Origin of the sequence: Rheinheimera maricola, assembly GCF_016918075.2 — a bacterium.
GTDB classification, from domain to species: domain Bacteria; phylum Pseudomonadota; class Gammaproteobacteria; order Enterobacterales; family Alteromonadaceae; genus Alishewanella; species Alishewanella maricola_A.
Genome location: NZ_JAERPS020000001.1, coordinates 333,752 through 348,161, shown reverse-complemented (window position 1 = coordinate 348,161; position 14,410 = coordinate 333,752). Strand labels below are relative to the sequence as shown.

Here is a 14,410-nt window from a genome sequence, read left to right as displayed (position 1 = left end):
TAACTAGTGCCTCTTAAACAACTGAGTGAACAATTGAAAATAATTTTCGGCTGCAGCTGCAGCAAAGAACGCGCTGACATCTGGTAAAGGTTTATACTGCCCGTGCGCAACCTGCGCTACTGCATCGGCAAAGGCGGTTATATCACCGGCAGCAATAAGATAGCCATCACGGCCCTCGTTAAGTAACTCGGCCGGGCCATAGGGGCAATCGAAGGCTACTAGTTGGCGGCCAAGCGCAGCGGCTTCAACCAACACTGTGGGTAAACCTTCAAATCGCGATGGCAATAATAATGCTGTAGCATGGCGCATAAAACAATACGGGTTATTGTGCGAGCCTAATAGATGCACACGCTCTGATAAGCCCAGCTGAACAATTTGTTCAGACAACTCATGCAATAAAGGACCGTCGCCAATAATACAAACATGCTGCTGCTGTAACTGCGGTTGCTGCCATATTTTAAGCAACATATCGTAGCCTTTTTGATAGTCTAACCGGCCGACACAAATAAAGTATGACGTTAGCGGCAACATTTGGGCTGGCAGCGGTTGTTCTGCCATACCGGCTAACGCCTCCGTGAGCACGGGGTTGTAAATGGTTACAACCTTAGTAGGCGCTAACTTCAGTGAGGTACACACGTCCTGGTTTAAACCATCAGATACGGTAACCACTTTATCGACCAACCGGAAACACAGTGCAGCGAATACCCGGCGTAGCAAGTTTTTACCATTCGACAAACCAGGCAATGCCAGCGGTACGTGCTGCACCACCACACTGCGTACTTTACGCGGTAGACATAACTGATAGCGTGACAAACCGCCTTTGGTAAACAGTACCAGTTGGCTTTGCTGTTGTGTTACTAAACCACGTAACGCCTTTGCCTGAGCTATGCTGCCGGGCGGTAATTCGACAACGGTTAATGTTTGTGAAAATTCAGTGGCTAAGGCACCGCTATTTTGCTGCACCGCCACGACAATATTTAGCTTGGTATACTGTTCCTGCAACGCTTGTAACAAACGCAGCGTAACACGCTCTACGCCGCCCATAACAAAGCTTTCCATCACAACTAACAAACGTTGTACATCATGTTCAGACATTCGATAGACCCTGCTTACTCTTGCTGAGAATAAAGCGTAGTGTGAACAATAATTTTAGCTGACTGCGTAAACTGTATAGCAGCGTTTGGCGAGTGCCGGCAAAACGGCGATGTTGCCAGCTTTGTTCGACTAATTGCTTTGCCAGCACAAAATTTCTGGCCTTGATCGCTATAATAGCCGTTAACATGACCTCTCTTGCTTTGGCATAATTTAAATCACTGGCAAACTCAGCTGCACATTCGGCTTGAAATTGTGTGAGTACTTTGATGTGAGCTTGCGATACTTTAGCAATTTTGTGCTCAGACCAATGTTGCGTTGAAATACTCCATGAATTATCAGCCTCTCGTCGGTAACAGCACATAACCTGGGGCAAGTATGCTGCACCACCGCGCTTTGCCGCCAGCATCTGCAAATAATAGTCACCTACCGGTACATTCTGAAACCAAGCTGGCAGCTGTTGCACAACAACACGGCGCACCACGATGGCAGCAGTAGGTATAAAACCACCACCACCACGGACAACTTGAGCAAAATCAATTATCCGTGCTTTATTGCCCATGTTACAGGCTTGGATCTGCTTACCATCCGGATACAGTTCAATACTCGGATGAAAACAAATATCAACATCTGGCATTCTCTCTAAAACAGCTATTTGTCTGGCGAGTTTGCTACTGTCGCACCAAAAATCATCGCCTTCACATAACGCCAAATATTTACCTCGCGCTTTAGGCCAAACAAAATTGGCGGAAATTTGCCGTCCTTGCCGATATTGATTCTCTGTCTGAAATACTGGTTTAATTAACCGTGGATAGCGGTTGGCGTACTGCCGGATTATATCGCTGCTGCCGTCAGTTGAGGCATCGTCATGTACAACAATCTCAAATGCAAAATCGGTTTTTTGTTGTAAAAAGCTGTCTAACGCCTGAGCAAGGTACTTTTCTTGATTGTGACAAATGCAACAAATGCTCACTTTCAGCTCAACATCTAACCACTGAGATAGTATTTCTTGTTCATCCCTAACCGTTCCACTTGCTAACGGTAATAAATCAGTACGTTTTCGCCGCCAGCGGCTAAACACAAATAACGGCAAGAACATTAATGCCAGGGTTAGCATTGCGACCATGCCAATATGTAACATAATATTAAAACGTTCGTTGTCGACGGCAAGCGGCAACATCATTTGCCATAGAATAATCAATAGTACTGTGATCACAATGCAAGGCACTATATCGATCAGCAACCAACGACTGTGCAAGCCTGGCGCAAAGCGGTTATGTACTATGGGTGGCCAAATAAGGAAAAAAATACAGCGAAAGCCGAACCAGGCAAGCCCCGCCCCGACAGCACCATAATAAATAGCTGCATACAGAATGATAGGAACCTGAAGCACAGCACTAATGGTTGAACCGATAACATGCAGTCGCATACTACCAAAAGCGAACTGCAAGAAGTATTGAAACGTTCCCAGCGTAAGCATGGCATTACCAAGGGCAAACCATACTAATACCGGAGCCCCCCATTTAGCTGCCTCACGATCACCTGTCCAGGCATACAGTAGCGGCTCGGAGTACACCACCATTACAACGACCACCGCACCACTCATAAAGGCCACAAAACGGGTAGCACTTCGATACAACTGTTGCATCTCGGCTATTTTTCCCTCTGCCAGTAGTGCAGTAAGGCGAGGTTGAATGGCGACGCTAACAGGAAAAGTAATATGCAACAAACCGCTTGATATAACGGTAACAAGTGAGAAATAACCAAACTGAGTTAACGGCAACAATGTTGACAACATCAACTTATCCAGTTGAGTTACTATTACCCACAGCGACGCACTGTAGGCAACTCCAAGAGCAAAAGGCGCCACTTTTCGAACTGCCGGTATATCTATCTGTAAACGCTTATCTATATTTGCTGGCAAAATGCGATATAGCTTATGGCGTAGTACCAAGAATTCGATAGCGGATAAAAATAACTGGTAATAAAAAAAATGCAGAATGTCATTGCTGACAAACATGACCAATAGCAAGGAGCCAATAAATCGGAAACTGGCATAGGTAACCGATACCATATTGTTCCAAACATGATATTCAAAACCCAATATTCCGCTGCGGTATAACGCAGTTTGCCAACGCAACGCAATAATCACGCCCATTAGCTGTACAGAGTGCTGGACATCCTCTGGTGTTAAGATCTGAGCGTCAAACCAGTGATGCGACATCCACTCGCTACCGATGTATACCAAACTGACGGTAACCAATGCTAAGAAAAAAAAGATCAGCTCAAAACTTTTAAGCAGGGAGACAAAATGTTGATAGCCATTGGGCGACGAAGATGCAGCAGCAGCTTGGCGATTGAGTGTTGGACTTAAACCTAAATCAAGAATATTTAGCCACACTTGCATCAAGGTAAAAAAACCAACCAAGCCATAGGCTTCAGCTCCCATGTAGCCAAGGTACAACGGCAAAATGACTATACCAATTAGCAGGTTATACCCGGTACCAATGTAGTTGGCTATTATATTAACTTTAAGCGCCATATTGTTGGTCTGCTACTGTCTTAATCGGACCAGTAAAATGATAAAGCAACTAATTAACTGCACTAGTAAAATGGCTAGAACAACGATAAAAGTTCGTTTGGGGGCTGCTGGTAAAAGTTCACGCACTGCCGGGTCGATAAGTTTAAACACATACTCCTCTGACACCTCAGCAAGCATCAGCGTTTTACTTTGCTCTTCTATCAACTGGTACAACGCCAGTTTCAATGCTTCTAACTCTGTCTTTTCCAACTGTTTTTGCAAATACTGCAAACTGTGCTGAGCTTCCCGCACATCGCGTTGCTTCATCTCGTTGTCTAACATACGAGCAAAAGCATTCGCCCATTTGGCCGCCAAAGTAGCAGAATAATGCTGAAACGTTATTGTTACCGTGCCGTATTCTTTGGAGTGATGTAGAAAAAACACCTCATCAAACGCTTTTAATGCTTCTTGTCTAGAGGGCTTGGCATCAAAAGGGAACTCAACATCTCTTACCCATTTGCCGTCGTGATAGAGCCGTTCGTCCAAGTACAACGTGTCGGTGTGTGGATCCCAACTGGTAGCAGCCATTAATGGCACCAGCATATCCTGCTCAACAATCATCCGGTAGATAAATTCACGGGATTTAGCAATTTCCAGAGCCAACTTAGACTTATCAGCGCCACTATCAGCTAAGTTAATCCCAGCTAACGACGCTAAACCGCCTAATTGCCCAGTTAATCTGGCCAGCGAACTTGAGCCTGCTTTATTAACGATGACTAATACCGCTTTACCTTCATATATATTAGCCAACTGGCGAACATAACAAATTGATACGATGGCAGTAATAACGGCAAGCCCAAGTAGAAATATTTTAGCTCGCCACAGAATTTGCCAAATGTCAGCCAAATTAATCTCGTAATTATTGTCAGAGCGAATATTCATTTAAAGCACAACCCTCAACGCAAAACAGCGACAAAATTTAGCCAACAGATAAGACCGGCTATGCTAACAAGGCTGAGTAAGCTTGCCAATAAAAAACCCCCGCTATGCGGGGGTTTTGAGTAAAAACGATTATATCGCTATTACTGTTTCCAGATTGACGGCTTAACAACTAAGCCACCTTCCAGAATTTCATCTTCGTTACGCAGAACTGGGATCTGACGGTCCAGACCACCAGGTACTTTTTGGTTAGAGAAACCGTGTACCTTGTCGCTTGGTGCCGTTACCAGGAACGTGATAGTGTGGCGTTTCTGGTACTGTTGACCAGTCAGGTTAGAGTCTGAACGACCTTCTGCCTTGTCATCAGCATAACCTTGCGCTACAGCTAAACGTACCAGTTCGTCAGCTGTAAATACTTTAGCTGAGTTAGCTGGGATAGTTGCAACAAATACGTTTTCAGTTTGAGTTGCATCAGTGCCTTTTTCGCCATAAATGTCGAAATAAACTTCAGCAGTGGTATCGTGCTCGTTCGCGATACGAACGATTTGATCTGCTGTGTTAAACACGTAAGGCACTTTTAACTGAGTACCGTTCACACGGATTTGGTGTGAAGTCGGGTCGAAGCGGCAGCTACGACTTAACGCTTTATCTTTCAGTTGAGTAGCTGAGAACTCTACGCCCCAGTTCAAGGTCACATCATAGGTATAACCCATGATACGCGCCATGTCGTAAGGAGTAGTTGCGCCTGGCGCTTCAGCCATAGCGTAGGTATTAGTTTGCATACCACCAGCGTTTAAGAACTGCTCAGCCATACGGTAGTACAGAGTTTCCTCGGTATCTAACGTGGTGTGAGTTGCAGAACATGCTGCGCCGATACCCGCTGCAGTAGTTGAGAAACAGAACGGATCGAAAGCTGAACGGCCGTTAACACCGAAACGGTCACGTGATACAAAACGTGCAGCACGAGTGTCTTTAGTTGACATTGGTTTCAGGATGAAGCTGTCAGTATTCTGAATTACAACAGCCAGGTCCAGATTTGGACGAGCGTTGTTCAGGATCTTGTTGTAATGAACTTCGTCAACACCGCCTACGTTTACGTAGTCAGAAGTTGAGTAGCTCAGATCGAATTCAGTTAAACGAGCTGGGTCTAATGCGTCAACTGCACCACGAGCTGCAGGAGTTGAAGCGTTTACTAACGGGTTAGTACCGCCTAACAGGTGGAAACCAGTAAACTGTTCAAATGAATATACTACGTCTTTAGCATCTGATTCACCGCCCTGAATTCGGCTACCGCCGTCTGTACGAGCAGCTGTAGAAGCAATCTTGATCCAAGGTGCATTACAGTCTACATCGTCTAACATCTGGATTTTAACATCGCCAGAGTTAGCCAGGAACGCATCAGCTTGTGCCAGCGCAGCTGCGCGAGTGCCACTGAAGGTTTGTGGGTTGATTGACAGGCTAGACACTAACAGACGGCTACCTGCAGAGATGCTAGTAGTAGCATCAACTACAAAAGTGATCTGGCTCTGGTCTTTAACAGCACCGTCAGTAGACGCTACGTTAGTTAACGTGAAGCTAACAAACTGACCAGCACCGTCCAGGTTTTCTTTTAACAATAAGAAATATAACTGGTCATCCTGGAAGCTTACTGCTTTACCGTCATTGCGTTCAGTAGTAGCGTTAGTTGTCAGATCAACTGTAAACCGTGAACCACCTGGAATGTTACTGGTAGGAACGAAGAACAATTGACGCTGAGCGCCTGTACCTAAATCTGCATAAGGCACTGCTGACTGACCTAAAGCAGCATCACCGATAGCCAGGTTTAACGTACGAGTTAATTCCTGTGCTACAGATACCGGGCTAGAAGTAGCAAGTTCGGTATCTGTACCTGGCGCATCAATACCAGCTACAGCAGGGTTATAATCACAAGCAGCGCCAGTATAGATAGTTGCCCATACGTCAGCAGACACAAGGCCATCACTGATTTCAAAACACGCTTTAGTACCAGCGTAAGCATTTGCCGAAGCAAGACCAGCTAAAATCGCTGCGCTTACTAGGGTTTTTTTCATTAATTTCATTCCATTTTCTCCAAATTATTTTATGGAAACCTGTTCTTGGTTACCATTGGAACACGTGTCCCAGGAACGCAACATACTGTATTTCCACAGCATTGCTACCCCCCCAAGTGTGGTTTGCAAACTGCGACTTATTACAGCAGTCGGCGCTTGCATGCGTTCACCACCTGCAAAAGTCGCCTTCCGAAAACCGACGGAGCTAATCATAGCTATCCAGTTGCAATAGAGTCAACATCTAAAAAAATTAAATCACTGTTTTTGCTTCAACATTATAAAAAATATCTGCAAAAAAATTTAAAATTGTCCCTAATTGGATTGGTACGGTGAAGGTATCGTATATAATTCAGACAATTTCCGGCCAAATTCCTCTAATTCATTTGTCTGAGTCACTATTCTCGGCGTAATTAACACCATAAGTTCGGTGCGACTAAAGCTCTTGCCTTTACTTCTGAATAGATGGCCTAAAAGTGGTAGTTTGCCTAGTAATGGCACACTTGACTCTGTGTCGTTAAAATCTTCTTTTATTAGTCCACCAAGGATGACGGTTTGCCCACTGCCAGCAAGTATGCTGGTAGAAAGACTGCGGGTTGAAATAGTCGGTGAGCTGATATTCGATGTTGTATTAGGCTCACTTTTAGATGTTTCCTGACTTATTTGTAAGCTAACCAAACCATCCGCATTGATGATCGGAGTAACAGACAGTGACACACCGGTAGAGCGATATTGTACTTGATTTCTTACTGTATCAGGCGAGTTATCATTGCTACTTGTTTCTGTAATTATAGGCACTTGTTGGCCGGAATTAATGGAGGCACTCTCGCCGTCTCTGACGACAAGATAAGGTCGTGACAAGACCCTGATGTCGGTTTGTGACTCTAGCATTCGAAGCGCTACCCGCCAGTCACCTTTAATACCACTGAAAGAAAACAGGCCAGTTCCGGAGTTAAGTTCCATTACAGCGCTGCCATTGGCATTATTGGCTGAGTTGTAGAACCAATCGATCCCCCGCGACATATTGTCGCCAAGCTCCACCTCTGCAATGACAACTTGCATTGCTACTTGACCGGGCAAACGGTCTAGTTGCCGCAACAGTGTTAATACCTCCTGGTACTTACTTGGTGTTGCGTGAATAATGATGGCGTTCTGAGATTTATCGTCGGATATTTTAAATCCTTTTCCTTCTGAACTGGCCGTAGTTTTTTCATTTGATGCATTTGTAAGCTTTGCTATGCTGCCAGCTAGCTCTTCTGCTTTGGCAAAACTTGGACGGTACACATAGTATCGCTCTTTTTCTCCGCCCGTTGCTACATCGAGTGTCTTTGCCCACATAGCCACGCGGTTACCCAAAGTGGTGTTTGTTGCAAACACGACAACACTATTTAGTCGCATCAATGGAACAAGCAACACGTCTTCGGTAATGTTAATACCCTCGGCTGCCATTAGTTTGTTAATTTCAGTGATCATCTCATCAGGCGACAAATACACCATAGAAAACAAACGAATATCGCGCCCTCTGGCGTGTGGAACATCCATCATTTCGACAATCTGCAATACACGCTCAACGTCATTACGACTGCCTTCAACCATAAGTAAGCGATTGCTATTATCAGGTGTTAATGTAGCATTACTTAACTTGCCGGCAATAGACATAATGTTACGAGCCGAATTAAACGTGTATGGCACCAGCTGTATTATGTCGTCACCGCTTGATGGCATATCCTCCAACCGCGAGCCAATACCTACTGAGCGATTAGCTGATCGGCCACTTTTTTTATTAAGAAAAATAATATTGTCTTTGCTGTATAACTCAATACCTTGACGTGACAACACCTCTGCGACCACTTGATAAAGCTGCTGTGGCGCTAACTCAGACTGTATATTCAACGCGACACGCTCTTGCATACGCTCAACGTCTGCTGACAGTATATAATCTAGTTTTAAGATTTCGCCGAAAACATAGTGAGCTAACTGTGGCACTGCCATTTCGTTTATTGCAATGGATATTGGCGTGTTGTTTACAAAACGTGGTGGCTCAATAAGCAGTGGTGAACCGTTCTCGAGTACTGCCATAGAACGTATTTGCGTTTCTGTTGTACGAGCGTCACTAATTGTATCGGCGTCGTCCTGCTGCTGACCTCGATTATCTTGTTGCTCTGTTCGCAAAAAAGACGAGTCGATTTTAAAGCGATCGGAATAACGGTCTTTATCAACAGGCTCTGTTGTGGAGGCACAACTGCTTAGCATTACCAGCATTGCCAAGTGCATGGTGGTCTTTTTCTTACTTATATTTTTCATATTAATGCATTTTCCTAACTACCTTTTGCCAGATTTGCTTCTGGCAGAGAAAACAGCTTGAGAGTTACTTGTTCATCACCTACCAATATTACCTCTTTGGCTGAAACTGACTGAACCGTAAAACCTTCTATCACATCTCCCTGGCGCACAAACACTTGTTTTGCTTGCTTCGTTGACGATGCGTCAATAACCGCTCTAAATCCATCCTCTCGTTTATCTACCGCCACTAAGCGAAAATTAATTTGCTCAGCCTTGCTTACATTAGACTCAGTAGCGAGTTCAGCTACGGGTTCAACACCAAAAAACATTGACAATTTATCGTTATTAAACTCAAAAGCAGGCGGAACCAGCAGTGTTTGCCGCCGAGCTTCAGATGTAGTAGCACGAGTTGCAATCTGGCTCTGCTCAGCTGTGCTCCACAATTGCCAAGCTTGCGCTAACAGAGTAATTAAGATGGCTACTATAAAATACTTAGCAATATTTTGGCTCATGAAGCGACTGGCTCCAAAGGTTTTAACAACATTATCAACTCCACTGATGCGCTTAGTGTTGGCGATGAGGGGCCTCGTTTATTCAGTGCTAATTTGGTGACAATAATCTTCGGTGCAAGTCTTTCCAGCTCGTAAATAAATGCAGCGATCTGCTCAGGTCTTGCATTAAAATAATACACTGCTGGTAAATGAGTAACCGGTGTAGTTACCACTTCTCTTGGCAACCTATTCGTTATTTCTACTTTATATTTTACGGCTATAGCTTCAATATGACGCTGCAAGTCAACATTCGCTGAGCTCTGTGACGAGCCAAGTACCTGCATCAAAGCATCGTATTTTTGACTAATACTTTGTTCAGCCAGTTCTAGCTCTTGATTTCGTTGGCTGATATCACCAAGTCGCTGCTGAGAAAATCGTAGCTGGTTAATGTTTTCTGCCTTTTCGATCAGCCATTGATGCCAAGGCAACAAGAAAAATTTAACCAGCAGTAAAATACCAATCAATGTCAAAGCCAGTTTATGTTTTACCAATGATTGCATCATCATTCAGCGCCCTGATCTGGTTTATGCACAAGTGAAATTACAAATTGTTCGCGACCATTTACAGATTGAACGCCCTGATCGAATTTAACCTCTGAAATATCAGGCTGCTGACTTAACACTGACAATACGTCAGTTGCAGATTTTGCCGACCCCGTTAACACGATGATGCTGCCACTAATATCTAAACGTTGTAACGCAGCTATGTCTCCGAGCAGACTACTTAATTTATGTAGCAGATTTGATTGGGCAGGAAACCGGTCAATTTGCTGGTAATAGTCATTGGTAATTCGCGCTTTCACATCTAGCTTATTTTGTTGTTGTGCTACGGTATTTAGCTGAGTCCGCAGCTCAGTTACCTGCCCCTGTAATCGTGACTCATACCAACTTATGCCAATAGTTAAAGCAACGCAGTAGGCTGCGATGGGTAAGGCAAAAAACTTAAATAGCGCAGCAAATGAACCATAATTTTTCTGTTGAACGTTTTTTTTCCAGTGCACGAGGCCTATTAGTTCGTACCATGGTAAGGGTACTGGCCTTGACAACAATATTTCATTTAGCGACAAAAGCTGAGACGGCTGGCTATTATTGGCGCCTATTGCGTCCAAAAAAATACGTTCTGGTTGCATTAGTCCACGTATAGCCGTTGTGTGTAGGGTATGAGTATCACTTTTATACACCCAGTAAGGCTCCGAGCCTTCTACCCTGAATAGCTGCTCTGGCTGGACAATAAAAGTTAACAGCCAGGTTTCAGGAATTAAAATACAAAAGCCTTTTGGCAAAAATGCAGAATACTCTGCAGACACCGCAGCAAGCTGTATTCGATATTTATCATTGCTAAGCTTAGCAACACGCCAAAGCACCGTGCTAAAACGCTGCTCCAGCATCATCTTTTCATTCTTAATAACTTGGTACAGTTCATTCCAAGATACTGCAACATCTTTTGTGAACTCAGTGTAATACTGCCGGTGAATGTAGTTAAAAAGTACAGTTGAATGCTCTGCCTGTTCAATTTGCATAGAAAGCCATTGGCCTTGCAAAATTGCCCTTAATTTCTCAATCACTGTTGCTCCAATTCAGCAAATCCTGCTTTCACTTCTGTTGTATATAAAAACTCACGAGTACTTAACCCTCGAACCAAAGTGAACGACTCTTGGTAGCTACTGTTCCCTACAGTGGCTTTTATTTGAACCATTAATCGGTTGCTCGGATATTGGCCGCCAATACTACCACCGCCGCTCTCATAGTTACCAATAATGTTTTCGCTACTACCTTTACGTCGTTCGCGAGTTTGACTCGCACGCTCATTACCTAACCACGCTTCGAGTAAATGGTCTGAAAGAAAAGGGGCTTGAGGAAATCCGGGCCCTATATAGGTAATAATTGGATGCAATTTACGCCAGGTATCTTCATCCATGCTAAGGAGTTGTTGTACTTCGTCGATTGTTTGCGGTAAACCATTCCTTACTGAAACTTCAGCCGGATAATCCTGCTGCTCAGCGCCATTGAGATGAATAAAGTCATCCGGATCAATCCAGTCACTTAACTCATCAACGAGTTTGTCTGCATGACCAATTTGCAATCCCTTTAACATGGCCCGCCAAGCTTCAGATTCATAGGGTATCAATGACAACAAGCCTGACGTATCTTTAATACTGACAGAAACATCATCCCATAGAAACGCTGCTCCCCAAAAATTCAAATCCGCCGGCAACGCTAACGAAGACAGGGTCTGAGACGAGACGCCATTAAACCATAAATCTGATGTCGCCAATAAAAATTGCAGCTCTGAACGTTTGGACATCACCAACGACTTTGCCAAAACATAGTTCTTACTGTCATAACCTATGGCTAGCGTGAGCTGCATTTTATATCGATTGACAACTATGACCGTTGTTAACACCGCTGAAAACAGCAACACTAAAATTAACGCGACCCCCCGTTGTTTAACTACCATGGTTTGCACCTGTGTAATTTACTCTGGAGGGGTCAATGTCTGCTAACTGAAAATACCAACTTAATTCACTATTTACCTCAGACTCGACGCTAATATAGAGGGGTAAAGAGCCGGTCTGGTTTCCCAAATAAGTAGATGACCACTCTGGAGCACCTCTAATAGCGTAACTGCTTGTATCGCCATCTAGTTGCGCCAATACACTAGACCATCCATAGTAACTAAATTTAACAGCTTCAGTTTTAGCTATTTCAACACTAAACACGCTGCAGACTTGGTCTGGGTTTTCAGGCACTCGTCGAATAATGGTGTCAGCTAACAACTGCTCGCAATATAGCAGCTTGCCGTCTTGAATAGTTAATACCGATAACGATGACGTTAACGACGATTGCACAGATGTTTGACTTATCCACATGACCTTACTTTGTTCACCGACAAATAAAGGCGCGTTAACTGAGTCATAATTGGCGTAATAGAGCACTGCACTACCAAACTGATTTGATAGCAATTGCTGATTTCGCAATTTATCAAACTCTTGGGCTAGACCTTTGCTATCTCGCTGGGCGCCCTCAATGTAAAAACGATATGCTTCGGACGATAAGGTTAACACTGATGCCAACAACACCAGCGAGACTAACATCTCAATTAAGGTTAAACCGCTTTGTCGTTCCATCTTACCAGCCTAAATTGATAATTTGCTGAAGCAGTTTCGCCTTGTACTTCAATATTATATAAAGTCACGATACGTGAAGATTGAGTGCTAAACCCTTCCCCGGCGCCGCCATACTGTGAGCGTTTAACTACTGCTGTTGCCTTCCAATTATATTTGCTGTTGCCGACAATAATTTCACCTTCATTTACGCCTTCTCTAAAACTGAATTGAATTCTATTTAAGATATTGTTTTGTTGAGCAGCAAGCTGAACATATCTTTGTGATTGGCGCTGAACTAGTACCTGTTGCTGAAAAAAAGACGCTGCAACACCTAACACCATAAATAGAATAAGCGATGCAATAAGCACCTCAATTAAGGTGAGTCCAGATTGCTTTGTCATTTTCTACCTTCAATAGCCAATACTGACCGTCAATTACAGCCTCTATTTGCACGGGATTAATCAGGCCTAAAGGCCGAATAGTGAGTTCTGTTTCAGTTGTAAAACTGATAAAGTCCAAAGCTAACTCCCGAGGTGTTTCAACAGCATGTTCCGAGATTTTTCGCCCGGCAAGTTTTAACCTAACAGGTGCTGAACGCAGTAAACTTAAGTCTGCTGACCGGTTCAGCATTAAAACAACCATCTGCCGCTCAGATCGGGCTAGTGAATTATCCACTTGCTTAACGCTAAAAGGTATAACCAGCGCCAACGTCAAAGCCAAAATAGTCATGACAATGAGTAGTTCAATAAGTGTAAAGCCATTGAGTTTGTTGTATCTATATAGGGACATCTGATGTGGACACTATGCTAAGGAGCATTGTTACGACAACAGAACCAACCAGCCCACCCATAATAATAATTAGCAATGGCTCTAACATACTGGTAAGTTTTAACGCCCATTGTTCAAAACGCCAACGCGCTCTATTATTAATTTCTGCAAATACCGTCTCTAAGTTACCGCTTTCTTCGCCTACTTTAATCAATGACATCATTACCGGTTCTAACAATTCCGTGGAGGCAAGTGACTGTGATAGCATTTGACCGTGCGCAATGTCATCCTTCACCCGGCGAACTTGTAACCCCATAGCCGGGCTGACAAACACCCCTTGAGCAAAATGCAGTGATTGAGACAACGGCAGGCCACTTTGCAACATAAGCTGCATTGCCGACACAAAACGGATCCGCTCACTCAGTAACAAACCGCTGCGAATTACAGGTGTCTTGGCGGCAACCGCTAGCATCATGCTTCGAAACCAGGGCTTGCGACTGCTACTCAATACAAAAAAAACAAAAACGACAAAGCTGCCAATAATAAGCATTTGATTTTCACGTACAAAAGCACTGGATGATAATAAAAATGCGGTATAAGCGGGGAGATCATCTCTATTGCTAAACAACCCTTCCATACTAGGCACGATAAAATTAAAAATAGCAAATAATGAAACCAAGCATACTGCCATAATAAATCCAGGGTAAACCAATGCTTGTGTAACCTTACTACGCAATTCGTTTTGAAATTTTAGATTTTGGGTAAGTCGTTGTAAGGTCTCAGCTAATTTCCCAGACTCTTCACCAATGCGTACCATTTCACAGTATAAATTGTCGAAATAACGACTGTAACAACTAAATGCCTTGTGTAAGGGGGTACCAGCACGAACTTGTTCAGTTAAATCAGCCAAAAGAGCTGCTATTGTAGCATTTGGATTAGCTTGAGCCATCATTTCAAGCGCACGGTCCAACTGTACCCCATTGCGTAATAAAATAGACAATTCAGACGTTAACTGCTCTAGCTCGGCTGCAGAGATACTTTTAAAAAAACCATCAGTAACCTTTAGCGGGGCAACGGTCAACGG

Annotated in this window: 13 protein-coding genes; all 13 read right to left on the bottom strand. The window is 43.8% G+C overall.

Annotated features, from left to right (window positions below; translation table 11 throughout):
• Window positions 1-3: 3 nt before the first annotated feature.
• Entirely contained in the window at window positions 4-1,095 is a 1,092-nt protein-coding gene (locus tag I4W93_RS01670) for a glycosyltransferase (protein ID WP_205310165.1), read from the bottom strand.
• Window positions 1,088-3,634: a glycosyltransferase gene (locus tag I4W93_RS01665; RefSeq protein ID WP_205310166.1), complete on the bottom strand. Its 2,547-nt coding sequence runs from the start codon at window positions 3,632-3,634 to the stop codon at window positions 1,088-1,090. The genes I4W93_RS01670 and I4W93_RS01665 overlap by 8 nt, the downstream gene beginning before the upstream one ends.
• 12 nt (window positions 3,635-3,646) lie before the next feature.
• Window positions 3,647-4,555: a Wzz/FepE/Etk N-terminal domain-containing protein gene (locus I4W93_RS01660; RefSeq protein ID WP_205310167.1), complete on the bottom strand. Its 909-nt coding sequence runs from the start codon at window positions 4,553-4,555 to the stop codon at window positions 3,647-3,649.
• 140 nt (window positions 4,556-4,695) lie between these two features.
• Window positions 4,696-6,621, bottom strand: a complete 1,926-nt coding sequence (locus I4W93_RS01655; protein WP_205310168.1) for a hypothetical protein — start codon at window positions 6,619-6,621, stop codon at window positions 4,696-4,698.
• Window positions 6,622-6,933: 312 nt separating this feature from the next.
• The gene (locus I4W93_RS01650; protein ID WP_205310169.1) at window positions 6,934-8,922 is read right to left on the bottom strand and encodes a secretin GspD/PilQ domain-containing protein; all 1,989 of its coding nucleotides are present in this window, start codon (window positions 8,920-8,922) and stop codon (window positions 6,934-6,936) included.
• Between the two features lie 14 nt (window positions 8,923-8,936).
• Entirely contained in the window at window positions 8,937-9,413 is a 477-nt protein-coding gene (locus I4W93_RS01645; RefSeq protein WP_205310170.1) for a hypothetical protein, read from the bottom strand.
• Window positions 9,410-9,958, bottom strand: coding sequence for a hypothetical protein (locus tag I4W93_RS01640; RefSeq protein WP_205310171.1), 549 nt, complete (start codon window positions 9,956-9,958; stop codon window positions 9,410-9,412). Before I4W93_RS01640 ends, I4W93_RS01645 begins: the two co-directional genes overlap by 4 nt.
• A complete protein-coding gene (locus I4W93_RS01635; RefSeq protein WP_205310172.1) occupies window positions 9,955-11,016 on the bottom strand; it encodes a hypothetical protein in 1,062 nt (353 codons plus the stop codon). Before I4W93_RS01635 ends, I4W93_RS01640 begins: the two co-directional genes overlap by 4 nt.
• A complete protein-coding gene (locus I4W93_RS01630; RefSeq protein ID WP_205310173.1) occupies window positions 11,013-11,909 on the bottom strand; it encodes a type II secretion system protein GspK in 897 nt (298 codons plus the stop codon). Before I4W93_RS01630 ends, I4W93_RS01635 begins: the two co-directional genes overlap by 4 nt.
• Window positions 11,899-12,579, bottom strand: coding sequence for a PulJ/GspJ family protein (locus I4W93_RS01625; RefSeq protein WP_205310174.1), 681 nt, complete (start codon window positions 12,577-12,579; stop codon window positions 11,899-11,901). Before I4W93_RS01625 ends, I4W93_RS01630 begins: the two co-directional genes overlap by 11 nt.
• Window positions 12,558-12,959 (bottom strand): PulJ/GspJ family protein, encoded by a 402-nt coding sequence (locus I4W93_RS01620; RefSeq protein ID WP_205310175.1) that lies wholly within the window; start codon window positions 12,957-12,959, stop codon window positions 12,558-12,560. The genes I4W93_RS01625 and I4W93_RS01620 overlap by 22 nt, the downstream gene beginning before the upstream one ends.
• Window positions 12,928-13,347, bottom strand: a complete 420-nt coding sequence (locus I4W93_RS01615) for a pilus assembly FimT family protein (RefSeq protein WP_224673216.1) — start codon at window positions 13,345-13,347, stop codon at window positions 12,928-12,930. The genes I4W93_RS01620 and I4W93_RS01615 overlap by 32 nt, the downstream gene beginning before the upstream one ends.
• The gene (locus I4W93_RS01610; protein WP_205310177.1) at window positions 13,334-14,407 is read right to left on the bottom strand and encodes a type II secretion system F family protein; all 1,074 of its coding nucleotides are present in this window, start codon (window positions 14,405-14,407) and stop codon (window positions 13,334-13,336) included. The genes I4W93_RS01615 and I4W93_RS01610 overlap by 14 nt, the downstream gene beginning before the upstream one ends.
• Window positions 14,408-14,410 lie beyond the last annotated feature (3 nt).